Source organism: Arthrobacter sp. SLBN-83, assembly GCF_006715285.1.
In the GTDB taxonomy this organism is placed as follows: domain Bacteria; phylum Actinomycetota; class Actinomycetes; order Actinomycetales; family Micrococcaceae; genus Arthrobacter.
The window spans coordinates 931,365-954,580 of sequence record NZ_VFMX01000001.1 but is presented as its reverse complement, the minus strand read 5'-3'; the positions used below and the strand labels follow the sequence as shown (position 1 = coordinate 954,580).

Annotated in this window: 23 protein-coding genes and 3 riboswitches; of the genes, 14 read left to right on the top strand and 9 right to left on the bottom strand. The window is 65.8% G+C overall.

Annotation, left to right across the window (positions count from 1 at the left end):
- Positions 1-3: 3 nt before the first annotated feature.
- The gene (gcvP, locus tag FBY30_RS04300) at positions 4-2,868 is read right to left on the bottom strand and encodes an aminomethyl-transferring glycine dehydrogenase (protein ID WP_142131392.1); all 2,865 of its coding nucleotides are present in this window, start codon (positions 2,866-2,868) and stop codon (positions 4-6) included.
- A gap of 159 nt (positions 2,869-3,027) precedes the next feature.
- Positions 3,028-3,129: riboswitch (glycine riboswitch) on the bottom strand.
- Positions 3,130-3,421: 292 nt separating this feature from the next.
- Positions 3,422-3,520: riboswitch (glycine riboswitch) on the top strand.
- Positions 3,521-3,615, top strand: a riboswitch (glycine riboswitch).
- Between the two features lie 51 nt (positions 3,616-3,666).
- Here gcvP and cycA point away from each other — a divergent pair.
- The 3 genes from cycA to FBY30_RS04285 all read left to right on the top strand — a co-directional run bounded on the left by cycA (position 3,667) and on the right by FBY30_RS04285 (position 6,911).
- On the top strand, positions 3,667-5,196 hold the full coding sequence (cycA, locus tag FBY30_RS04295) for a D-serine/D-alanine/glycine transporter (protein ID WP_200830634.1): 1,530 nt from the start codon (positions 3,667-3,669) through the stop codon (positions 5,194-5,196).
- 172 nt (positions 5,197-5,368) lie between these two features.
- Entirely contained in the window at positions 5,369-6,178 is an 810-nt protein-coding gene (locus FBY30_RS04290) for a hypothetical protein (protein WP_142134903.1), read from the top strand.
- Positions 6,162-6,911: a LamB/YcsF family protein gene (locus tag FBY30_RS04285; RefSeq protein WP_142131391.1), complete on the top strand. Its 750-nt coding sequence runs from the start codon at positions 6,162-6,164 to the stop codon at positions 6,909-6,911. Before FBY30_RS04290 ends, FBY30_RS04285 begins: the two co-directional genes overlap by 17 nt.
- Positions 6,912-7,043: 132 nt before the next feature.
- Here the strand turns inward: FBY30_RS04285 and FBY30_RS04280 are convergent, their stop codons facing one another.
- Positions 7,044-8,405 carry a DUF445 domain-containing protein gene (locus FBY30_RS04280; RefSeq protein ID WP_142131390.1) on the bottom strand — a complete coding sequence of 454 codons (1,362 nt, stop codon included), beginning with the start codon at positions 8,403-8,405 and terminating at the stop codon, positions 7,044-7,046.
- Between the two features lie 49 nt (positions 8,406-8,454).
- Here FBY30_RS04280 and FBY30_RS04275 point away from each other — a divergent pair, with 49 nt between their 5' ends.
- From FBY30_RS04275 to FBY30_RS04245, 6 genes are all read left to right on the top strand, one after another.
- Positions 8,455-9,354: a glycerophosphodiester phosphodiesterase gene (locus FBY30_RS04275; protein WP_142131389.1), complete on the top strand. Its 900-nt coding sequence runs from the start codon at positions 8,455-8,457 to the stop codon at positions 9,352-9,354.
- Positions 9,355-9,362: 8 nt separating this feature from the next.
- On the top strand, positions 9,363-10,712 hold the full coding sequence (locus FBY30_RS04270) for a CoA transferase (RefSeq protein ID WP_142131388.1): 1,350 nt from the start codon (positions 9,363-9,365) through the stop codon (positions 10,710-10,712).
- A gap of 259 nt (positions 10,713-10,971) precedes the next feature.
- Entirely contained in the window at positions 10,972-11,466 is a 495-nt protein-coding gene (locus FBY30_RS04265) for a DoxX family protein (RefSeq protein ID WP_142131387.1), read from the top strand.
- On the top strand, positions 11,463-12,251 hold the full coding sequence (locus FBY30_RS04260) for an AzlC family ABC transporter permease (RefSeq protein WP_142131386.1): 789 nt from the start codon (positions 11,463-11,465) through the stop codon (positions 12,249-12,251). The genes FBY30_RS04265 and FBY30_RS04260 overlap by 4 nt, the downstream gene beginning before the upstream one ends.
- Positions 12,248-12,559 (top strand): AzlD domain-containing protein, encoded by a 312-nt coding sequence (locus tag FBY30_RS04255; protein ID WP_142131385.1) that lies wholly within the window; start codon positions 12,248-12,250, stop codon positions 12,557-12,559. The genes FBY30_RS04260 and FBY30_RS04255 overlap by 4 nt, the downstream gene beginning before the upstream one ends.
- A 454-nt stretch (positions 12,560-13,013) precedes the next feature.
- Positions 13,014-13,421 (top strand): hypothetical protein, encoded by a 408-nt coding sequence (locus FBY30_RS04245; protein WP_235009334.1) that lies wholly within the window; start codon positions 13,014-13,016, stop codon positions 13,419-13,421.
- A gap of 106 nt (positions 13,422-13,527) precedes the next feature.
- Here the strand turns inward: FBY30_RS04245 and FBY30_RS04240 are convergent, their stop codons facing one another.
- The gene (locus tag FBY30_RS04240) at positions 13,528-13,752 is read right to left on the bottom strand and encodes a hypothetical protein (protein WP_142131383.1); all 225 of its coding nucleotides are present in this window, start codon (positions 13,750-13,752) and stop codon (positions 13,528-13,530) included.
- 164 nt (positions 13,753-13,916) lie between these two features.
- On the bottom strand, positions 13,917-14,540 hold the full coding sequence (locus FBY30_RS04235) for a TetR/AcrR family transcriptional regulator (protein WP_142131382.1): 624 nt from the start codon (positions 14,538-14,540) through the stop codon (positions 13,917-13,919).
- Positions 14,541-14,661: 121 nt separating this feature from the next.
- On the opposite strand from FBY30_RS04235, the gene FBY30_RS04230 reads away from it, so the two are divergent.
- The 5 genes from FBY30_RS04230 to FBY30_RS04210 all read left to right on the top strand — a co-directional run bounded on the left by FBY30_RS04230 (position 14,662) and on the right by FBY30_RS04210 (position 19,049).
- The gene (locus FBY30_RS04230; protein ID WP_142131381.1) at positions 14,662-14,985 is read left to right on the top strand and encodes a thiamine-binding protein; all 324 of its coding nucleotides are present in this window, start codon (positions 14,662-14,664) and stop codon (positions 14,983-14,985) included.
- Between the two features lie 60 nt (positions 14,986-15,045).
- Positions 15,046-15,738 (top strand): O-methyltransferase, encoded by a 693-nt coding sequence (locus tag FBY30_RS04225; RefSeq protein WP_142131380.1) that lies wholly within the window; start codon positions 15,046-15,048, stop codon positions 15,736-15,738.
- Between the two features lie 52 nt (positions 15,739-15,790).
- Entirely contained in the window at positions 15,791-16,879 is a 1,089-nt protein-coding gene (locus FBY30_RS04220) for a hypothetical protein (RefSeq protein ID WP_142131379.1), read from the top strand.
- Complete coding sequence (locus FBY30_RS04215; protein ID WP_142131378.1) at positions 16,873-18,252, top strand: bifunctional PIG-L family deacetylase/class I SAM-dependent methyltransferase; 1,380 nt, start codon at positions 16,873-16,875, stop codon at positions 18,250-18,252. The genes FBY30_RS04220 and FBY30_RS04215 overlap by 7 nt, the downstream gene beginning before the upstream one ends.
- Positions 18,253-18,317: 65 nt before the next feature.
- On the top strand, positions 18,318-19,049 hold the full coding sequence (locus FBY30_RS04210) for a glycosyltransferase (RefSeq protein WP_142131377.1): 732 nt from the start codon (positions 18,318-18,320) through the stop codon (positions 19,047-19,049).
- Positions 19,050-19,153: 104 nt separating this feature from the next.
- Here FBY30_RS04210 and FBY30_RS04205 read toward each other — a convergent pair whose 3' ends face one another.
- The 5 genes from FBY30_RS04205 to FBY30_RS04185 form a co-directional block, all read right to left on the bottom strand.
- Complete coding sequence (locus FBY30_RS04205) at positions 19,154-19,411, bottom strand: hypothetical protein (protein ID WP_142131376.1); 258 nt, start codon at positions 19,409-19,411, stop codon at positions 19,154-19,156.
- A 352-nt stretch (positions 19,412-19,763) separates the two neighbouring features.
- On the bottom strand, positions 19,764-20,981 hold the full coding sequence (locus tag FBY30_RS04200) for a YihY/virulence factor BrkB family protein (protein ID WP_142131375.1): 1,218 nt from the start codon (positions 20,979-20,981) through the stop codon (positions 19,764-19,766).
- Between the two features lie 105 nt (positions 20,982-21,086).
- Positions 21,087-21,749, bottom strand: a complete 663-nt coding sequence (locus FBY30_RS04195; RefSeq protein ID WP_142131374.1) for a DUF3618 domain-containing protein — start codon at positions 21,747-21,749, stop codon at positions 21,087-21,089.
- Positions 21,746-22,177 carry a phage holin family protein gene (locus FBY30_RS04190; protein WP_142131373.1) on the bottom strand — a complete coding sequence of 144 codons (432 nt, stop codon included), beginning with the start codon at positions 22,175-22,177 and terminating at the stop codon, positions 21,746-21,748. The genes FBY30_RS04195 and FBY30_RS04190 overlap by 4 nt, the downstream gene beginning before the upstream one ends.
- Complete coding sequence (locus tag FBY30_RS04185) at positions 22,177-23,178, bottom strand: hypothetical protein (RefSeq protein ID WP_142131372.1); 1,002 nt, start codon at positions 23,176-23,178, stop codon at positions 22,177-22,179. The genes FBY30_RS04190 and FBY30_RS04185 overlap by 1 nt, the downstream gene beginning before the upstream one ends.
- Positions 23,179-23,216 lie beyond the last annotated feature (38 nt).

Below are 23,216 nucleotides of genomic sequence, written 5' to 3'. Positions count from 1 at the left end.
TCCTTAGTTTTCGAAGTCTTCAAGGGGAGGGCAGGAGCAGATCAGGTTCCGGTCGCCGGCGGCACCGTCGATCCGTCCCACCGGCGGGAAGTACTTGTCCTGCCGCAGCGAGGGCACGGGGAACGCGGCCTGCTCGCGCGGGTAGGCGCGGCCCCAGTCGGAGCTGACGACGGCGGCAGCGGTGTGGGGTGCGTTGCGCACCGGAGATGCCTCCAGGGAGAAGTCCCCGGCAGCTACCTGCTCAATCTCGGCATGGATGGTGATCATGGCGTCGATGAAGCGGTCGATCTCGGCCAGGTCCTCGGACTCGGTGGGCTCCACCATCAGGGTGCCGGCCACGGGGAACGCCAGGGTGGGGGCGTGGAAGCCGAAGTCGATCAGCCGCTTGGCCACGTCCTCGGCCGTGACGCCCGTCCTGGCCGTGAGTTCGCGCAGGTCAAGGATGCACTCGTGCGCCACCAAACCGCTTTCACCCGTATAGAGCACCGGGTAAAACTCGTTCAGCCTCGCGGCCACGTAGTTGGCGGCCAGGAGCGCGGACTTGGTGGCCTCGGTCAGGCCCTCGCCGCCCATCAGTTTCACGTACGCCCAGGAGATCGGCAGCACGCCTGCGGAACCGAACCGGGACGCCGAGATCGCCACCCCATGTCCAGCTTCATGGGCGGCCTTGTTGGCGTCACCGGGCATGAACGGCGCCAGGTGTGCCTTGGCCGCAACGGGACCGACGCCCGGTCCGCCGCCGCCGTGCGGGATGCAGAAGGTCTTGTGCAGGTTCAGGTGGGACACGTCGCCGCCGAACTTGCCTGGCTGCGCCAGCCCAACGAGTGCGTTCAGATTGGCCCCATCCACGTACACCTGTCCGCCGGCGGAGTGGACTGCATCGCAAACCTCGCGGACGTCGCCGTCGTAGACGCCGTGAGTGGACGGGTAGGTGATCATGATGCAGGACAGGGCGTCCTTGTGCGCTTCGATCTTGGCGTAGAGGTCGTCATGGTCGATGGTGCCGTCCGATGCAGTGGCTACAACCACCACCTTCATGCCGGCCAGGACCGCCGAGGCGGCATTGGTGCCGTGGGCCGAGGCCGGAATCAGGCAGACGTTGCGCTGCTGGTCACCGCGGGAGTGGTGGTAGCCGCGGATCGCCAGCAGGCCGGCGAGCTCGCCCTGGGATCCGGCGTTGGGCTGGATGGACACCTGGTCATAGCCGGTGATCTCAGCCAGGTCGGTTTCCAGGCCGGAAATGAGTTCCCGCCAACCGGCCGTCTGCGAATCGGGCGCGAACGGGTGGATGGAGGCGAACTCCGGCCAGGAGATCGCTTCCATCTCAACGGTGGCGTTCAGCTTCATGGTGCAGGAACCCAGCGGGATCATGGTGCGGTCCAGCGCCAGGTCCCGGTCCGAGAGCTTCCGTATGTAGCGCACCAACTGGGTTTCGGACCGGTGCGTATTGAACACCGGGTGCTGCAGGTAGCCGGACGTGCGCAGTACGGTTCCCGGCAGTTCGAAGCCCTTGGCGTCCCCCACCGGACCCGCGCCAAAGGCGACGGCGACGGCGGAAAGCGTTGCCGCCGTCGTCGTCTCATCAATGGAGACGCCAACGGTGTCCTGGTCGATAAAGCGCAGGTTGATACCGCGTGCTTCGGCGGCGTTGATGACCTTGGCGGCCTTGCCCGGGACGCGCACGGTGAGGGTGTCGAAGAAGGAGCCGGCGACCAGTTCACGGCCCATGGAAGTGAGGGCGGTGGCCAGGACCCTGGTTTTGTGATGCACGGACTCGGCGATCGCTTTTAGTCCGTCCGGGCCGTGGTAGACCGCGTAGAAGGAGGACACGATGGCCAGCAACGCCTGGGCGGTGCAGATGTTGGAAGTGGCCTTTTCGCGGCGGATGTGCTGCTCGCGGGTCTGCAAAGCCAACCGGTAGGCGGGTGCGCCGGCGTTGTCCTTGGAGACGCCCACCAGCCGGCCGGGGAGCGAGCGTTCCATCCCCTTCTGCACGGCCATGTAGGCGGCGTGCGGTCCGCCGAAGAACAGCGGCACGCCGAAGCGCTGGGTGGAGCCGACGGCAATGTCTGCGCCCTGCTCACCCGGAGGGGTGATCAGCGTGAGGGCCAGGAGGTCCGCGGCGACGGTCACGAGCGCACCCCGCTCCTTGGCGGCGCTGATGACCCCGGACTGGTCCCATACCCGGCCGGAAACTCCGGGCTGCTGCAGCACGATGCCGTTGATGGCTCCTTCCGGCAGGCCCTTGGCGAGATCAGCCACTTCAACATCGAAGCCCAGCGCCTCAGCGCGGCCCTTGACGATGGCGATGGTCTGGGGGAGGCAGTCGGCGTCCAGGACAGTCCTGCCGTCCTTGGCGTCTGCGTTCTGGCCTTTGGCCTTGTTGGCGCGCCGCATCAGGAGCACGGCCTCGGCCACCGCGGTGGCCTCGTCAAGCAGGGAGGCGTTGGCCACGGGGAGTGCCGTGAGGTCCTGGACCATGGTCTGGAAGTTCAGCAGGGCTTCGAGACGACCCTGGGAAATTTCGGGCTGGTAGGGCGTGTAGGCCGTGTACCAGGCCGGGGACTCAAGGATGTTGCGGCGAATGACCGGCGGAGTGACCGTGTCGTAGTACCCCTGGCCGATCATCTGGACAGCGGTCTTGTTCTTGCCGGCGATGCGGCGCAATTCGGCCAGGACTTCAACTTCGCTGAGGGCGTCGGTCAGCTTCAGGGCGGTTTCCTGCCGGATGGAGGCCGGGACGGCAACGTCCACCAGGCCGTCCACGCTGTCGTAGCCCACGGCTTTGAGCATGGTGTCGACGTCGGCCTGGCGGCGCGCGCCGATGTGGCGGTCAACAAACGATGTTGGAAGCGATTGAATCGTCATGAGGAACTCCAGTTTTGGCCGGCCGAAGGTGGCACGGCGTGGGATGGGTTCCTCCCCGCTCTGTATTGGACCTGAGAGATTCCGCGTTGCCTGCTCTTGGCAGGGGCCGCTTGCACCGTCGGTGAACCAGGCAAAAGCCGGGTTGCTTTCCAGAGTCGCCTCGCCATGACGGTACGGGGGCCTGAGAGATTCCTGGGGAGGATTTGCTCCTACGGCGCCTGCCCGGTGTTTTCGCCGGGAGGACTCTCCCGTCACAGCTCGAAAGGCTTATTCAAATGTGGGTGATTCGGCTCACAAGGTATCGGGAATGGCGGGCGGTGGCAAATCGCGGGCCCGTGAAGCACCCGAAAGAACCGAAGAAGACGGGGCCTTGCTCCGCTTGTGTCAGGAAGGGTTTGACATTGCATCGTGACGGACACCACACTAATCCCCGGGATTGGCGCTGCCTGCGGCTGGCTCAGCGTATCCGGAGCGGCTCAACTGTGCGGCGCCTGTCCCATTGCATGACCGCCGTGGCCCCCGACAGGCCGCGGCGTCCAACTGAACATGCCTTCGACCTGCGGCGGGAGAGCCCTGCCGGGTACATTTAGCAGGCGCCGTAGGAGCAAACCCTCCCCAGGAAACTCTCAGGCCCACGTACCGCCGCGGACAGGCAACTCTGGAAAGCAGCCAGGCATGCCCTGGCTCACCGACGGTGCAAGCGGCTTGGGCTGCGGAAACTCTCAGGTTCCCTACAGAGCGGGGAGGAACCAAATCTTTTGCGGTACCCAAAATGCCGCTTTATCGATGGAGTTCCTCATGGCGATTCATCCCCCCACTTCCAACGGCGAACCAGCGCGCAACGGCGCGCGCACGGCGGTCCGCAGCGAACCTCCCCACCTGGAACGGCAGCTGACCAACCGCCATATCCAGCTCATTGCCATCGGCGGCGCGATCGGCACCGGCCTCTTCATGGGCTCCGGCAAGACAATCTCCGCGGCCGGCCCTTCAGTGATCTTCGTGTACATGATCATCGGGTTCATGCTTTTCTTCGTCATGCGCGCCATGGGCGAACTGCTGCTGAGCAACCTGAACTACAAGTCCTTCAGCGACTTCGCGGCGGACCTCCTGGGGCCGTGGGCCGGCTTCTTCACCGGCTGGACATACTGGTTCTGCTGGGTGATCACCGGCATCGCGGACGTTATCGCCATCGCCGGCTACTCCAAGGAACTATGGCCGGCGCTGCCGCTCTGGATCCCGGGCCTGGCCACCATTGGCATCCTGCTCGTGCTGAACCTCGCCACGGTCAAGGCCTTCGGCGAAACCGAGTTCTGGTTCGCCCTCATCAAGATCGTCGCCATCGCTGCGCTCATCATCGTGGGCCTTTTCATGATCTTCACCGGCTTCCAGTCCGACACGGGCACGGCCAGCTTCACCAACCTGTGGAGCCACGGCGGGTTCTTCCCCAACGAGTTCATGGGCTTCGTTGCCGGATTCCAGATCGCCGTGTTCGCCTTCGTCGGCATTGAACTGGTGGGCACCACCGCCGCCGAGGCCAAGAACCCGGAGAAGACCCTGCCCAAGGCCATCAATGCCATCCCGGTCCGCGTACTCCTGTTCTACGTGGGCGCGCTGGTCATCCTGATGGCCGTCACTCCGTGGACCCAGTTCGCCGCCGGCCACAGCCCCTTCATCGGCATGTTCTCCCTGGCCGGCCTCGGCGCCGCGGCCACCGTGGTCAACCTGGTGGTCCTCACCTCGGCCATGTCCTCCGCCAATTCCGGTATCTACTCCACGTCCCGCATGGTCTTCGGCCTTGCCCAGGAGGGCGACGCGCCGGGCATCTTCAGCCGCCTGTCCACGAGGAAGGTGCCCAGCAACGCACTGTTCCTGTCCTGCGTCCTGCTGCTCTCCGGCGTCGTCCTCATGTACGCCGGCCAGGACGTTGGCAAGGCCTTTGAAATGGTGACCACAGTTTCCGCCGTCTGCTTCATCTTCGTCTGGTCGATCATCCTGGCCAGCTACATTTCCTTCCGTCGCCGCCGCCCCCAACTGCACGCGGCGTCGAACTTCAAGATGCCCGGCGGCATCCCCGCGGTCTGGGTGGTCTACGCGTTCTTCGCCTTCGTCCTCTGGGCACTGACCACCCAGCCGGACACCCTCATCGCCTTGTTGGTAACACCCATTTGGTTCGTTGTCCTTGGCGTGGCCTGGGCCGTCTTGCGGCGCCGGCCCGCACACCTTGCCCGCTTCGAGGTTTTTCGGGCCGAGCTCCGCAATGACGCGGAGGCTAACGGGCGAAGCGCTGCCGGGGTGTCCGCCCAAGAGGTAGAGCAGGCCAGGAAGTAACGCCCGACGGCGGGCTGCCGGCAGGTGCGTTGGATCCAAGGGTGGGTCCGGCCTGCAGAGCAGCCCGCCCGCGGGTGCCGGGCGCGGAAGTTAAGCATGCTTAGTGTTTATCCACATAGGATGGAAAGAGCACGGCAGCCTCCCGCTGCAGGTCGATTGAATGAAGGTGACCATGGCCCGGCGCAGCAATCCCGCACTTCGTATCGCACAGGAAACCGCCCACAGAACCATGTTCGATTCCGACGGCAAACCCAAGCCCGGCGTCCACAACATGCTCCTGAAGGCGGTTCAGATCCAGCGGCCGCTGGTGGTTGGATACATCCGGCGGCTCCAAAAGAAGCACCCGCGCGCCACCGCAGCCCAGCTGGCGGACATCGCAGAGCGCGACTACTTGCGCGCTGTCGCCGGTGGCGGCGCCGTGGTGGGCGCTACCGCCGTCGTACCCGGTGTTGGCACTGTAGCGTCGCTGGGACTGTCCGCCGCCGCCACAGTGGGCTTCCTGGAAGCAACGGCACTCTACGCAACCTCGCTGGCCGAACTTCACGGCATCCGGCTCACCAACCCGGAGAAAGCCGGCACCATGGTCATGGCCATCATGCTCGGCGAGGAGGGTACAGCCCTGCTGGGAACCCTGAGTGGCCAGGCCTCCGGCAGCGGCAACAGCGCCGCCAATAATTGGGGCAATGTGCTCTCCAAGTCGATGGTGGGGCCGGGCTTCGGCAGTGTACGGAAGCGTATCCAGCACGCCTTCCTCAAGAACCTGCTCAAGCGGCAGGGTACTGCGCTGTTCGGCAGGGCGCTCCCGTTCGGCATAGGGGCCGTTGTGGGTGGAGCCGGTAACCTCGTGATGGGCCGTGCGGTGGCCAAGAATGCCCGTGAGGCGTTCGGGCCGATGCCGGACACCATTCCCGGGGAGCTGACGGCAGCTGCCGGGCCGGACCACCTAACGCTGGAAGGCAACATTCTTGGATCTCAACGCTGACGTAGGCCAATCATTCGGCTCCTGGACGGCAGGAGGCGACCCGGCCATGTTCCAGCTGATCACCAGTGCCAACGTGGCCTGCGGCCTGCACGCGGGCGACCCCGTCACCATGCTGGACAGCTGCCGCGCAGCCTACGAGCTCGATGTCACCGTGGGGGCCCACCTCGGCTACCGCGACCTTGCGGGCTATGGGCAGCGCGCGCTGGGGATGGGTTTCGACGAGCTGTTCGGCGACGTGCTGTACCAGTTGGGGGCGCTCGACGGCGTCGCGCATGCTGTGGGTGCCTCCGTGGACTACGTTAAAGCGCACGGAGCGCTGTACGACGCACTGATTTCCGACGCCGAGCAGGCGTCTGCCGTGGTTGCGGCAGTGAACGCCTACGACCCCGGCCTGCCCATCCTGGGCTTCCCGGGCTCCGAGCTGATCAAGCAGGCCAAAGAAGCGGGGCACCCCGTGTTCATCGAGGCTTTCGCCGACCGCGCCTACCTCGCCGATGGCAGCCTGGTGCCGCTTTCCGAAGAGGACGCAGTCCTGCACGACATCGACGTGGTGGTTGAGCGCGCCGTCCGGCTGGCAACGCAAGGGGAAGTGGTCGCCGTGGACGGGACGGTGGTCAAGGTTCGCCCGGACTCCCTCCGCCTGCAGGGCGGCAGCCCTGGCGCACTGGAGATGGCGTCGCGTATCCGTGCTGGGATTGAGGCCGCAGGCGTGGAGCTGGAGGCCTTCGCCTAGCGGGCATGGTGCCGGACTGACCGAGCCGACGTGCCGCCGTCGTACGTTTTCGACGCGAAGATTCCCTTTCGCGCCCCAACTATTCGACGCGAAAAGGAACCTGCGCAGCGCCGCAATGAATCCGCGGCCAAATCACCCAAAGATCAGCTGCGCCACCGTGAAAATCGCCAGCCCCGCAAGGGACCCCACCACTGTGCCGTTGATGCGGATGAACTGCAGATCCTTGCCCACCTGGAGTTCAATCTTCTGCGAGGTCTCTTCGGCGTCCCAGCGGGCCACGGTGTCCGTGATGACCCCGGCGATGTCTGAGCGGTAGGTCCGCACCAGGTAGCCTGCAGCGTCGCCGATCCAGGCGTTGACCTTGCCTGCCAGCTCGGAATCGTCCACCAGCCGCGACCCGAAATCGCGCACCGCTGCCTTGAACTTGATGGTGAGCTCGCTGTCCGGATCGTCCACGGCACCCAACAGTGCGTTCTTCACGGTGCCCCAGGTCCGGGACGCCAGTTCGCGCACCTCGGGATCGCCCAGCACCTGGGCCTTGATGTCCTCCGCACGGGCGATCATCGCGGGATCATGCTGCAGGTCCTGCGCCAGGTCGTTGAGGTACTTGTCGATCGACTGCCGCACCTGGTGCCTGGGGTCCGCCTGGACGGCGCGCACGAACTTGAGGATCTCGAGGTAGACCTTGTCGCCCACCAGCCCGTCCACGAACTGCGGAACCCAGGTGGGGGAGCGGTCGGACACCAGGCGGGTCACGGTCTGGTGGTTGTCGTCCACCCAGTCAGCGGCACGGTCCACCAGCAGGTCCACCAGCGTGTGGTGGTGCCCGTCATGGAAGATCCGCTCCGCCAGCCTGCCCACTGGAGGTCCCCACGGCGGAGTGAGCAGGTGCTTGCGCACCATGCCCTCGATGACGGCCTGGACGTCGTCGTCATTCAACACCTTGAACGCGCCGCGGATCACCGCTGCGCCCTCCTTGGCCACCCGGTCAGCGCCGGCGGGTGCTGAAAGCCATTGACCTGCCCGGCGGGCGATGTTGACGCTCGCCAGCTTGTCCTGGACCACCTGTTCGGAAAGGAAGTTGGTTTCCACGAATTCGCCCAGGGAGGCGCCGATCTGGTCCTTCCGCCGCGGAATGATGGCTGTGTGCGGAATCTTGATGCCCATGGGGTACTTAAACAGGGCCGTAACGGCGAACCAGTCGGCCAGCGCACCCACCATGCCGCCTTCCGCGGCGGCGCGCACGTACTGCAGCCACGGGTAGTCCTTTTGCAGCGCAAACGCGAAGATAAAAATCACCGCCATGGCAATGAGCAGGCTCAGCGCCAGCAGCTTCATCTTCCGCAGCGCTGCCGCCTTTTCGGCGTCACCGGCACCAAGCTGGCCGCGTACGACGGCGCCTGTCGCCAATGTGCCCAACCCCGCCTGCTGCGCCGGTTCGGCGGGTGCTTCCTGCGTGGTTGGCCCAGTAGTTGCCTCAGAGTTCACCTGCATGTGCCAAGCCTAGCCCCGAAGGCGGGGGCCGGTCGGCTACCGTGTGAGCATGACAACTGACGAGTCAGTGCCGCAGCGGCCGCTGGTCTTTGCCCACCGCGGTTCAAGCGGCGCCTATGCCGAACACACCCGTGCCGCCTATTTGCAGGCCCTGGCCGACGGCGCCGACGGGGTGGAGTGCGATGTCCACCTGACCCGGGACCAGCACGTCGTCCTCATGCACGACGCCAACCTGGACCGCACCTCGGACGGAACCGGTCCGGTGGCGGAACGGACGCTGCGGGAGCTGCAGCAGCTGGACTTCTCCTCTTGGAAGGGAGTCCGCATCCCGGAAGCGTACGGGGCACGCTCGGAGCAGCTCCTCACGCTTCCGGAGCTTCTGGACATCCTCCGCGGCGCGGGCAGGCCCATGAAGCTGGCCATCGAGCTCAAGCACCCCAGCCCGTACCAGCTCAAACTTGAGGACCGGGTTTTGGAGGTGCTCCGCAGCGAGGGCTGGGACCCGCAAAGCTCCACGGTGGACAACGTGGCTGTGACCTTCATGAGTTTCAACCCCGATTCCGTCCGGCACCTGCTCCTTTCCGTCCCGCCGCAATACATCTGCCAGCTCGTGGACGACCTCACCATCCACGAGATTCGTGGCGGGCTGGGTGTGGGCCCACTCACCGGGGGTGCCATCGCCAACCTGATGAAGGCGACCCAACTGGAGGGGGAACGTATCCTGGACGACCGGGAAGTGGGCATGGCCGGCCCCGGAATTGACTACGTCCGGGAGCGCCCGGCCACCGTCCGCCGCTGGCTGGAATCGGGCCGGCGCTTCCGCGTGTGGACAGTGGACTCGCCGGAGGATGTGGCACTCTGCCAGGACCTGGGCATCCAGGAGATCACCACCAACGTTCCGGGCCGTGTCCTTGACCAGCTCCGGATGGCCTCGCCACAGGGAAAGTAGGGCCTGGCGTGGATGCTGCGGTCACGTACTCTCCGCGCCGCTGGTGGGCCGGCCCGCTCGACGTCGAAGGCCTGGCACTGCACTCCGTGGAGGCCGCGGCGGCTGCCCTCAACCTGTATGCCGGTACCCCCGGCCGGTTCAGGACTACGCCTGCGCTTACCGCAGCAGCATTCGACTCTTTCGGCCACCTGCGCATTGCCGGGCGCAAACCGCAGGGCTTCGCGCCCCTCTCGGGCTTCCACCGCACCGGCGACGGCTGGATCCGCCTCCACGCCAACTACCCCCATCATGAGCAGCGGCTGCTGCAGGCACTGGGCGCCACCTCACCAGAGCAGGCGCAGCGGCGGCTCCGCTCCATGGCCGCACTGGAAGCCGAGACAGCCATCCAGGACCTCGGCGGTATTGCCGCAGCTGTCAGGACGCGCAGGGAATGGCTTACCTCGGACATGGGGCAGGCTGCCGCGTCAGGACCCTGGGTTGCCGTCGAATTCGCGGACAGGACGACGACCGGGTTGGGGCTGCGGGACTTTGCGGAGGAACGTCCAGGTGGAAACAGCGCCGGACCAGGTAGCGGCCAGTCGGAGGCTCTGCCCTTGGGAGGCAAGCGGGTCCTGGACCTGACCCGGGTGATCGCCGGTCCAGTTGCCACCCGCCTGCTCGCGGCCCTGGGAGCAGATGTCCTACGGATCGACCCGCCTGCCTTCCCCGAAATTGAAGACCAGTTCGTGGACACAGCATTTGGCAAGCGCAGTGCGGAGGCAGATCTCAGTTTGCCGGATAACCAGCACCGGCTCCGGCAACTCCTGGGCAGCGCGGACGTGGTGGTTGCCGGCTACCGGCACGGCGCCCTGGACCGCTTGGGGTTCAACCCCCGGGAACTGTTGGCCTCGTACCCCGGGCTTGCGGTGGTCACCCTGGACAGCTGGGGGAGCGCCGGTCCGTGGAGCAGGCTGCGCGGCTTCGACAGCATCGTGCAGGCCGCGTGCGGAATCGCGCACGTCTACGGCAAGGAGAACCACGACGGCGAATGGCTCCCGGGTGCCTTGCCCGTCCAGGCGCTGGACCATGCCACGGGCTATGGTGTCGCTGCGGCTGCCATCCACCTGTTGGGCCGACGCCGGGAGGCCGGGACCGGGGGCGCCGCGCACCTGTCCCTCGCCCGGACTGCCGAAGAACTCTTCTCGCTGGGCAGGAACACGGAACGTCCTTCAGAAGTGCCCGTCCCCGACTATCGGTCCACGGGCAGCACCTATGGCGAACTCCGCTACGTTGGGCCTCCGCTGACGGATGCCGGGCGGCCCCTGGACTACCCGTTCCCACCACCGCCGTATGGGGGCTCACCGCTCGCCTGGGCGTGACAGGTGCGCAGTGCGACAGATGCCCAGCGTGACAGCGGCACAATGCCTTTTCTGCCGTCACCGCCTTGTGGCAGCCGCCGGTTTCAGACCGTCGCAGTTGCTGTGATTGAGTGGTTCCATGTCTTTTCCCTGGCCCGGCCCCGCCTTTCGGAGCCCGTCCATACGCAGCCTGTCCACCCGGGGCCGGCCTTTTACGCGCTCGTCGTTTTCGCGCCCGTCCGTTGAGGGTCCAGCCGTCCAGAACCTGTCTGCGGCTGCAATGGGAGTCCTCCTGCTGGCCAGCGCAAGCAAGCATTTCCGGGATCCGGGCTTCTACCGGGAGGTAGTTCCGGACTACCTGTGCCGCCGGGATCCGGCGGCCGGCACCAACCAGGGTGGCAGCGAGCATGGCAACGTGGACCAGGGCAGCGGCGACGGTAGCAACCGGGACCAGGGCGTCGCAGCGCAGCATCCGCTGGCGCTCCTGTCCCGGGACGAGTGGATCGCCGTGAGCGGCCTGCTGGAGCTGGCTGCCGCCGTCGGAATCCTGCTGCCGCCCACGCGAAAACTCACGGCCACCGCCCTCACTGCCATGTTCACCGCGTTCCTGGCCGGGCATGTGGACGCGCTCGTGCGGGCATGCGGGCCGGCCGGTACGCCCCGCCGTCGTAAAATCCACACCGTGCGGCTGCCGCTGCAGGCACCCCTCATCCTGTGGGCCTGGAGCCTGCGCAAACCGTCCCTGCCCATGAACCGTCGTGGAGGCCGGGCGTGAAGCTGCTGGCCTCGCCGGCGGTCAGGGTGGGCCTCTCCATCAGCATCGCCACCGGCCTGTATGGGATCTCCTTCGGCGCGCTCGCGGTGACGTCCGGGCTCAACTTCTGGCAGACGATGGCCTTGAGCCTGCTCCTCTTCAGCGGCGGATCGCAGTTCGCCTTTATCGGCGTTGTGGCTGGCGGCGGATCGGGCATCGCGGCCATGAGCGCCGCCACCCTCCTGGGCATGCGCAACGGCATTTATGGGATGCAGCTGAACGCGCTGCTGCGGCCCACCGGATGGCGCAAATACATCGGGGCCCAGCTGACCATCGATGAATCCACGGCCACCAGCACCGGCCAGACGGACCCTGCGGAGCAGCGCCGCGGTTTCTGGACAGCCGGAATTGGCGTGTACGTGCTGTGGAACCTCTTCACGGCAGTGGGTGCGCTCGCCGGCAGCGGGTTGGGCGATCCCAAACAGTGGGGGCTGGATGGGGCTGCCGTCGCCGCCTTCCTTGCCTTGCTGTGGCCCCGGCTAAGGGGCCGGGAGCCCATCGCCATCGCGGCCGTTTGCGCCGTGGCCACCGTCGTGGCGGTTCCCTTCGTGCCGCCGGGCGTGCCCATCCTTGTTGCCGCCGTAGTGGCTGCACTCGTGGGGTGGTTCAGCCATGGCCGCCGTGACGAAGGCCTGGAGCCCGACGTCGAGCCTTACACACACCATCCCGGCCACCACCAGGACGCCGCCGGCACCCGTCCGGGAGCGGAGCGCCCGGACGGCGCGGATCCGGAGGCAGGTACATGAGCCTGTGGATCTGGCTGCTGATTGCCTGCGCCCTTGCCTACGCCTGGAAAATCGTGGGGTACTTTGTGCCCGCCAAATTCCTCGAGGATCCGCGCACATCGCGCATCGCGGGCACCATGACCATAGGCCTGCTCGCGTCGCTGACCGTGGTGAACGCGATGGTGTCAGGGCAGGGCCTTGCCGCTGACGCGAGGCTTGGTGCACTTGCCGCGGCGGCAATCGCCTTGACGCTCCGGGCTCCTTTCCTGGTGGTGGTCATCGCCGGCGCCGGCACAGCGGCCCTGTTGAGGTTCCTGGGCTGGAGTTAACCGGCGCGCCGATCGCGCCGGATAGTGATCCAGGTCACTCCAACTGCAAGGTGCCGGTTGTACTATGAGATCGGCTTATGCAGTTGGCCATGGCATTCCTATGAACGGCGACCATGGAAAATCAGCTGCATCCTGCAGGGGGCTTAGCGGGCAAGCCCCGTCACAAAAACGCGCGACGACGGGCAGGCCTGCCTGCCAAACGCTTCTTTAGGCGTTATTCCAGGCTTTCGGACGTTCCGGAAGAGGATCTGGAGATGCTTTCCCAAAGGCTGCGCGAGGCGCTCGACATCGATCCGGCGTCGCCCGTACCGGCACTGCAGGCCTTGGTGCATCAGGAGATGCGCAGGCGGGGAGAATCCGGCAGCGCCTAGCGCCGGCACCTTCCGGGTGCCATGTGTGGTGCACTGGAAGAGAGGCAGCCCACACCCAGGCGGCCACCAAAGGAGGAATCGAGATGGACGAACAGTCACGGCCGGTTGAGCCGCAGGACGGCCAGGGCACCGAGGACACCGGCAGGAACGCCAGGGAAGAACGGGGCGCCGGGGTGCCGGCGGCTGAGCAGACAGGAAAGCAGCGGGCTGCCTACCTGGATCCCCGGGGTTCGGAGTCGACCCGGGAGTTGCGGGACACGGCAAGGAGGCGCCGGGATGCTGAAGAAAAACTCCAGCAGCACCTGATGGAAGCGAAGGAACACGTTCCCAACGAGTTCCATGAGCACCACCACGGGCATGAAGGACACGGGTACCCGGGCCATGAACACCCCGGTCATGAACAGCAGGGTCATGAACAGCATGCTGATGAGCAGCCTGCAACGCATCACCAAAGCCAGCCCCGCCACGGCGAACCTGAAAGCAACGGGTAGGAACTAACTCCCACAGCAGGTATGCAGTCAGCTCGTTAGGTGTGCCGGCGGGGACTGCAGGACAACTGCCGGACGGCAGCGACGCGCTGCCGGCTGCAGCAGTCGGCTAAGCCACTCCGTGGGCGGTGCCGCCCGGCGACACTGCCCGGCGGCACGTTTCTTCCACACCCATCTCATACCAAACCTGCGCGCCGAACTCTGGCTCAGGGGTGTCAAGGTTCTGGTACAGGGCGTCAAGCAGTTCGACGAGTTCCCCGGCTGTCAGTGCAGGCAGGACTTCCTCCGGCCCGCGGGGATCGGTGAGGTAGTGGAGAAGCTTTGAGTGATTCATTGCAGTGCAGCCGTCGAACGGCGGATAGGCACAATGTGCATGGGTCGCTCCCGCTGGAAGTACCGAGGCTGGCTGCCTAACCCCAAGTGGAAGTCTATTGCACCTTCCCGGCGCTAACAACGAACCCCGCCAACAGCGCGCTGGGCCTGTCAGGGCTGGGCCTGCTACAGGCTCGGCGCGGCAGCCGGAACTGGCACCAGCGCGGGAAGCGGGCGCGTTGGACGGACGGTGCGGATGGCGTCCTCGACAAGCGCCAGCGGCCGGCGCCAGGCGTCCGAGCCGGGTTCCATGGTGTCCACCACCCCGATCAGCATGGCCAGCAGCCGGAACATGTCCGTCATGGAGATGTCCGTGCGAAGGCTTCCCTGGCCCTGGCCCCGAACCAGCAGCACGCCCATGGAGTCCATGAGCGACCCCGTGATTCCGGGGAGGAGCTCACGCCGCCCTGCCACAGCGCACAACAGGTTGGCGTCGTCGCTTGCCGCCGCCATCAGGGCTTCGAGGACGCGCAGCAGCCCGGCTGCGGCATCGATATCGGCCAGCGCTCCGTCCATAACCGGGTCCACCGTGAGCCGGAGTTGCCGGTTGAGCGCCGCAAGCACCAGTTCCTCCTTGTCCGCGAAGTTGCGGAACAGGGTGGCCGGGCCCACACCGGCGGTGGTGGCGATGGTCTGGAGCGGCACGTCCGGTCCGAACTCGCGGAAGCACTGGCGCGCCGCCGTGATGATCTTGTCCACGTTCCGCGCTGCGTCTGCGCGGAGGGGCTTTCGGGCGACTGCGAGGCTCATGCCCAAAAGGGTAGCAACGGAGCCTGCGGCCAACACGGTTACTCCGGGGTAGGCCCTTATGTGACGGAAGGCAGCCGGTTTTCGCGGCGAACTGCCAGCAGCCGCATGGGAGACTGGGGGCATGTTGCTTGCATTTTCTGTTGCTCCGTCAGGCGTTCCCAGCGAAGGCTCCCGGCCCAACGATGCGTCAGTGCACGACGCCGTCGCCGCCGCAGTGAAGATCGTCCGGGAGTCGGGGCTCCCCAACCAGACGGACTCCATGTTCACCACCATCGAGGGCGAGTGGGACGAAGTGTTCGACGTCGTAAAACGCGCAACCGAGGCCGTGGGCCGCTACGGAAGCCGCGTATCGCTGGTGATCAAGGCGGACATCAGGCCTGGATACAGCGGCGAGTTGACGGCGAAAGTGGACCGCCTGGAGAACGCCCTGGCGCAGGAGCCCTAAGCCTGTCTGGAGGGGCTAAAGTATCTGGACCGCCGCAACGCCGCGTGCCAAACTGTGCCCATGTTCGAGCACAAGCCCCGGCCGGAGTGGATTGCCACTGAGGAGTTCCTGTCCCGCGCCGTGGTGCATCCGGACGCGGCGGTCCAGCAAGCCATCCGCGCCGCTGCGGACGCGGGAATGCCGCCTATCGAGGTGGCACCGAACTCCGGAAAGCTCCTGAAACTCTTGGTCCAGCTGTCCGGGGCGCACCGGATCCTGGAGATCGGCACGCTGGCCGGCTACAGCACCATCTGGATGGGGCGGGGACTTCCACGCAGCGGCACCCTGGTCACCTGCGAATACCTGCCCCAGCACGCGGAGGTGGCGTGGGCGAACATCGATGCCGCTGGCCTGGGTGAAAGGGTGGAGATCCGCCTTGGCCCCGCACTGGACACGCTCGCTGCCCTCGAGGAAGAGGAACGGGAGCCATTCGACTTCATTTTCATTGACGCGGACAAGCAGAACAACAGCCGCTACCTTGACTGGGCGGTGCGGCTCGGCAGGCCGGGTGCCGTGGTGGTCCTGGACAACACCATCTGGGAAGGGGCGGTCCTGGACCCGGACATCGATCCCGTCAATGCCCCGGGAATCATCGACGCGCTCAAGCTGCTCGGGGACCACCCACGGTTGGACGCCACTGTCATCCAGACCGTCGGCTCCAAGGGCTGGGATGGCTTCGCGCTGGCCCGCATTCTTCCGGAAAACAGTAAGTAAGCTGTGGAGATGCGGCCGGTGCCCTGCCGGCCATCTTCGATGGAGGACCTTCTTGCAAGCGGCACCCACCCCTGTGCTCCTCAGCTCTACCCCCATCGACCTGTCCCCCTGGCTTTCGGCCCTCGATTCAGTCTCCGCTGCCATCGGAGACATCCCTGCCCTGCTGTCGCTGGCTGTTGAGGCCGGACGGACATGGCCGCAACCCGGGGGAGGGCGGACCGTGGTGCTGTGGGAGCTCCTGGCTTCCGTGTCCGCCATCGATGTGGCGGCGGCCCGCGTCCTGGAGCCGCACCTCGATGCCGTCGCCATTCTTTCCCAGTCCGCCCAGGCGTTTCCGGACATTCGCCCCGGAGCGGAGGGCGCCGGAGACGAAGCTTGGGGTGTATTCGCAGCGGAGGCGCCCGGCACCAGGCTTGAAGCGCGCTCCGCCGGCACCGGGACGGTCATTAGCGGGACCAAGCCGTGGTGTTCCCTTGCGGGAAGCCTGGACTCCGCCGTCATTACCGCCAACACGGACGACGGCGGCCGGGCGGCTTTCGCGGTGAGCCTTCGCCACCCAGGGGTGACATGTGAGCAGCCGGAGTGGATTGCGCGCGGGCTGCGGGAAATACCCAGCGGAAGCGTTCACTTCGAACATGTCCCCGCCGTGCCTCTTGGCGGAACAGGCTGGTACCACAGCCGGCCAGGCTTCGCCTGGGGCGGCATGGGTGTGGCTGCATGCTGGCTGGGTGGAGCCGTGGGCGTGGCCCGGGATTTCCGCACCGGCCTGTCTGCGGGAGCGGAGGGAGGACGGGAACCTGACCAGGTGTCGCTCGCCGCCCTGGGGGAAGTGGACCGCACGCTTACGGCCGTCCTGCAGTATCTTGCCCGGGTTGCCGCCCGCATGGATGACGGGACGCTCGGGAGCGGGGCAGGCCAAAGCACGTGGAGCGAGGCCCAGCGGGTCCGCGGAACTGTTGCTGCCGCCGTCGAACGCGTCCTTACCCTGGTGGGCTCCAACCGCGGTCCAGGCCCGCTTGCCTTCGACGAACGGTACGCCAAGAGAATGGCGGACCTGGCACTTTACGTGCGCCAGCATCATGGCGCACGCGATGACGCCCAGCTGGGACGGCTCGCGCTCAAAGGAGATTGCCCGTGGTGACCTTTTCGCATACGGACACAGGAACCAGCGAGGCCGCATGGGCAGCCAGCGGCCTGTCCACCATGCCGGAGCTGCCGCTTGATCCGGCTGAACTGGCCAACATGCGCTTTGTGGTGCTGGCGGCACATCCCGATGACGAAACACTCGGTGCCGGCGGCCTCATGGCCTCGTTGGTGGCTTTGGGTGCCCAGGTGGAAGTCCTGCTCTGCACCGCAGGGGAGGGGTCGCACCCGGATTCACCCACCACCAGTCCCGAACAGCTGGCACAGGTCCGCCTGGCCGAGTTTTCCGAAGCCCTCACAGTCCTCGGATTGAAGGATCACTGGACGTTCGTCGGCCTGCCGGACCGTGGGCTTGCCGGCCACGCGGAAACGATCACCCGCGCTGTCCGCGGTGCTGCACAGCGGCTGTCCGGTAATGCGGACATGCTGGCCATCGTGGCGCCATATCGCGCGGACGGACATGGCGACCATGATGCGCTGGGCGCGGTCGCAGCAAAGGTTGCCCGGGAGGACGGCCACGCACTGCTGGAATACCCCATCTGGTTCTGGCATTGGGCATCCACCCAGGACCGGGAGTGGCGGGACTGGGGCCGGTTCCACCTGGACCACCCTGCCCGCCGGGCCAAACAGCGGGCCATGGCCCAGCACGCAACACAGGTGCAGCCGCTGTCACCGCTGCCCGGGGACGAAACACTGCTCAGCAGCGAGTTCGTGGAGCACTTCTCACGCAGCTTCGAGGTATTTGCCTGGACACCGGCGCCACTTACCTCCGAAGAGGTGTACTCCAGCAGTGATGCCGAGGCGGTCTTTGACGGAGTCCACGATGGCTCTGCAGATCCGTGGAACTACACCGGGAGCTGGTATGAACGCCGCAAACGGGCGCTGACCCTTGCTGCACTTCCAGATCCTTCCTACGAAAACGGCCTGGAAGTGGGGTGTTCCATCGGAACCCTGACGGCCGAGCTTGCAGCCCGCTGCCGCAGCCTGCTGGCTGTGGACGCCAGCGGGTCTGCGTTGCGGCACGCCGGGCAGTTGCTGGAGGGCTTGCCCGGCGTCCATCTGGAGCAGCGCGTCCTTCCCGGCGACTGGCCGGAGGGGGACTATGACCTGGTGGTGGTCTCCGAGGTCGGCTACTACTTGGCGGCTGAAGAGCTAACCACGCTGTGGGACCGGGTGGAGGCTTCCCTGCAACCTGGGGGAACCCTGCTCCTGTGCCACTGGCGGCACCCAATCAAAGGGTGGGAACTCGACGGCGACACAGTCCACGCGCTGGCCCGGCAGCGGCTGGGCTGGCGAACGGCAGGGCTCTACCAGGAACGCGACTTTGTGCTGGAAGTCTTTGTGGCTCCCGGGCAGGAGGTGTCGGCGTGACGCTGTCGGCCTCACTTGGGGATGAAGCGGAATCCAGGGGCCTCGGTCAACGCAGCATCCAGCACATGGCAGTCGTAATTCCAGTGCACAACGAGGAGCAACACCTCAAGCACGCACTTGCCGCCGTGGGCAGGGCCGCAGACCTGCTTGAGTCGGAACGTCCGGACGTGGAGGTTCAGGTGGTGGTTGTCGTGGACAGCTGCACTGACGCGTCGCCGTCTATAGCCGCGGCAACAGCTGAAGCGGACCCACGGTTCCACATCCTGCCCGTCAGCTTTGGAAGCGTCGGAAAGAGCCGGCGGGCCGGCGTCAATGCAGCGTTGGAAAACGCGCGTACGCCTCCGCACGATGACAATGTCGCTGCCGGCGATCCGATGCAGTGGGTTTGGGTGGCGAATACCGACGCCGATTCGTCGGTCCCCGGACACTGGTTGGTCCGGCAGCTGGAACTGGCCGCGTCAGGACGCGATGTTGTCCTTGGCACCGTACACCCGGATCCACACGGTATGCACCACGAACTCGTGGCGCGATGGCATGCCCGCCATGCCCCCACCGAGGACCATCCGCACGTGTATGGGGCCAACCTCGGGGTCCGCGCGTCGTCCTACCTTGCCGCTGGGGGTTTCCCTGGCGTCGATTTCGATGAAGACCGCGCCATGGTGGAGCGGCTTCGTGCCAGCGGCGCCGACATTGTTGCCACAGACACAACACGCGTCCTCACATCGGGGAGAACTGCAGGACGCGCGCCGAAGGGTTTTGCAGCCTACCTCCTGGCGCTGGCGCAGCCTTGCCCGTGACAGCAGGAAGCACGGATCGGTGGCATGCAAAAGGGCTGTTGCCATTGGCAACAGCCCTTTTATGGTCGAGGGGTCAATCTTTTGGAAGACCCATCATCTCCGCATCACACCAAATCAGGAGCGCTGGAAATGATGTAGTCAGCCGCGGCTGGTCCCGTCATGGAAAGGTTATTGCTGTCCGGATTGATTCCGGCTTCGTGCATGGCCTCCCAAAGGGCGGCTGGCTGCTGGAGTTCAGCCTTCTGCAGAAGGCACCAACTCGTGTAGAGGCCGTACAGCTCGTCGCGTCCCAAGCCCAGGCCGGGCTCCTTGTCAGGGACAACTGCTTCGGCAAGAAACTGTTCAAAATGGGTAGCAGGCATGTCCGCTCATTAAAAGGTTGACCGTGATGCCGCCGGCTGCTTCAGCGGACCTGCCAGGCTCCAAAGGATCCCGGCGAGGTATTCAAGAAAGTATTGCAGTTCCGTGCGATTTGTCCAGTCGGATCTGTCCGGCTGCGGCCCCAAACCTAGGGAGTTTGAGGGGGCCGACGGCGACTGGGGGGACTGGCCTCGGTCTCAGAAGAGGCCATCTCACCGCCGACCCCGCTTTGCCCCGGGTTCGGTGCAAACCCGGGAAAACTGAACAGGACCTTTAAGATGAATTTTCCTCCATCCTAAAGGTCCTGCCTAGTCCCTCTGTTGGCCCCTTTAGCCGGGGCGTGCACCTGTCCTCTTAGGCGCTTCCGCCCCGCGGACCGCCGTCGGACTCTGTGTTGCCGGCACGGTGCTGCACCTTCTCGCGGATCCTGTCGCGGTGGCTCTCCTCGGACCGTTGGCCGTTCTGCCCGTCCTGGTTCCCACCGGATGCTTGCTGGCCATCCCCGCCGTTTTCCGCGCTGTGCTTCTCCCGGAGTTCGCGGCCGTACTTCACGTCGTCCTCGAGCTGTTTCTGCAGTTTCTCGCTCTTCTTGGTGTCCCTGGGCGGCAACTGGATGGTTTCCTCTGCCTTGATGCCGGCCTGGAGCTCACGGGCACGCTCCACCTCAGCATCGAACTCGGCGCCGAAAAGAAGCGACATGTTCAGGATCCAGAGCCACAGCAGCATGATGATCACACTGCCCAGGGCGCCGTAGGTCTTGTTGTAGTTGCCGAAGTTGCCCACATAGAAGCCGAAACCCAGCGAAGCGATCAGGAACACCACCAGCGCGATTGCGGAACCCATGCTCATCCAGCGGAACTTGGGCTGCTTGACGTTGGGGGTGGCGTAGTAGAGCACGGCGATGATGGCGATGATCAGGATGATCATGACCGGCCATTTGGCAATGTTCCAGACCATGAGGAAGGCACCGCTCAGGCCGATCAGTCCGCCCACTGCCTCGGAAACCGGGCCGCTGAGGACCAGCATGCCGGCCAGAAGCGCCACGATGACCACGGCAAGGAGGGTGATGGCGAGCAAGGTGCTCCGCAGCTTCACGAAGCCACGGCCCTCGTCCACCTCGTAGATACGGTTCATGGCCCGGCCAAAGCCGCCTACATAGCCGGATGCGGACCACAGTGCGGTAATGAGGCCGATGACCAGGGTAAATCCTGCCGCGGGCGCACTGGTCAGTTCCGACACCGGGCCGCTGATGGTGTTCACGGTTTCCGCCGGAGCAAAGCCGCGCACGATCTCAAGCAGGGCGTTGGTGGTCTTTTGAGGGTCGCCAAAGAGTCCAAGCACCGAAACCAAAGCCAGCAGGGCCGGGAACAGTGAGAGGACCGCGTAATACGTCAGGCCTGCCGCGAGGTCGGGGCACTGGTCCTTGGTGAACTCGCGGAAGGTTTTCTTGGCGATGTATTTCCAGGACGTGCCATCCAAGTCCCGCACGCTGTTCGGTTTTCGTGGATCGTCTGGGGCCGGGGCCTGTCCCGCCTTCGCGGTACTGGTTTCGGAATCGTCGTGAGTGGCCATGGGGCGTCCTCTCAATCAGGGGCGAAGCCAACAGGCCGGCCCGCGGGAAGCGGTGCCGGCCTGCTGGACAGGGCTGTTGCCTTTACGGTGCCGTAACCGGCCGGGTTAGGTGTTTTGGACGTTGTCTTTGGCGTCGGTGGCGCGGTCTTTGACGTCGGTGGCGGCTTGTTGGCCTTCGGTTTTGACGTTTTGGGCGGCGTCGGTGGCGGTGGCCTTGACGTTTTCCATGGCTTCCTGGGCGGGTTCCTTCAGGTCCTGGGCGACGGTTTTAGCGGCGTCGGTGACCTGGGCTGCCAGGGGCTGGGCTGCGGTTTTGAGCTGGTCCGCGGCTTCGCGTTCTTTCTGGCTTGGCGGAATCAGGGAAGAGACCAACAGCCCGGCGCCGAAAGCGATGAGCCCCGCGGCGAGGGGGTTGCCCGCGGTCTTGGCTTTGACCTGGTCCGGGGCGGCGGAGACGGCCTGGCCGGCGTCGGAGAGTTTGGCCGAGACGGTGTCTCCTGCCTGGTGGAGGCTGTCCCCGGCCGAGTGCATGGCGTTGGTGGTGTGCCCGGCGCCGGTGGAGGCGGTGTCGTGGACTTTGGTGGTGGCGGTGTCTGCGGCTCCCATGATTTTCTCCTTCACCCCGGTCACGGCATCGCGGACTTTGTCGGTTTGGCGGTGGACGATGTTGGACGGGGTGACTTTGTCGGCCACGGCGTCCACGTTGGTGCCCAGGCGTGCCCGGGTGGCTTCGATGTCTGCTCGGATGACGTCAGGGTTTTCGCTCATCGGTTTACCTCACCTGGTTTTAGGGTTGGGGGAATTTCTGAGAGGGTTTCCCCTGTCTGGGGCAGGCCCTTGATCTGCTTGAGTTCCTTGCGGCCTACCGAGGCCAGGATCGCGGCGATGATCGCCCAGATCACGGCGACGATCAGCGCGGCCCAGCCCAGGGCCATGACGGCGCCCAGGGCCCACATCAGGGCCAGGGAGAGGAAGAGCAGGACGAAGTGTCCGCCCACGCCGGCGCCGGCGAGCATGCCCGCGCCCTTGCCTGCCCGGGAGGTGGATTGCTTGAGTTCGGCCTTGGCCAGCTCCACTTCCTGGCGCATCAGGGTGGACAGGTCCCGGGTGACATCCCCGAGCAGATCGCCCAGGGACGCGTTGTCCGCTTTCACATGCGCCGCGCTGGGCGGCGGCTCAGGAATCTGGCTACTCATCACAGACCACCCGTCTGGCCACCCCGGCTGCGGTCCTGGGTGAGGGGATCGTTCGCCATGGGATCGTCAGCAAGCGCGCGGTCACGCAGCGGGTCGTCGGACAGCTGGTTTCCGGACCAAGGTTCCTCCACCAGCTGCGGGCTGTCGAGCCCACTGGCCGGACCGGCAGTCTCGGCGTAGTTGCTGCCCGGTGCGCCGCCGTCATAACCGGCCGTGGTGGTGGCCGGGCCGGGGAGCTGGACCGGCGGTGGCGGAACGGTTCCGCCGGCAACGGGATAGGTCTGGTTGTACTGGTCGCCGTACGTGGTGCCGGAGTACTGGCCGGACAGGCCTGCGCCACTGGTGCCGGTAGAGGTGGCGGCTTCCGGGGCGCCTGCGGTGAGGCCGCGGGTGAGGCGGCCGGCCAGGACGCCGGCGCCTGCGGCGAGGAGCAGGAAGGTGCCGGGACGGTTGCGGGCGAAGCGCGTGACTTCGTTCAGGAGGTCGCCGGGCTCGCGGTTCTCCAACCAGGACGCCACCGAGGAGGTACGCTCGGCCGCCTGCCGGACCAAATCGCTTGCCACGCCCTGCTGGTCCGGTGCGCTGGCCATGCTGTGCAGCTGGCTGGAAATGTTGCGCATGCCTTCGGCAGCCTTCTGCTGCTGCGTGCCGGCCTGGCTGGTCAGCCCCGACTTGGCCTGGTGCAGCAGGTCCTGCGCGTTGGCCTTTGCCTCATGTGCCACGTTCGCGGCCTCACTCTTGGCAGTCTCCGCCACTCCCTGCGCCGATCCCTTGGCAGTCCGGGCTACATCGGCTGCTTCTTCCTTGGCTGCATCCTTGCGGGATGAACCAGAGGCATCACCGGCCTGGGCATCAGAGCTTTGGGCGTAGCCGGCCTGGCTCTCGCCGGTCAGGGGAGCGGTGGTGGACGGGAAGGTGGCGGGCTCCCGCTCGCCAGGGATTCCTGTAGTGGCCGGAGGGGCGGTGTAAGCGGGATCCTCGGACCATTGGTTCTCTGTCATCTTCGCTCTCTTTCCAAGAAGGCCGGTTGTTGAATCAA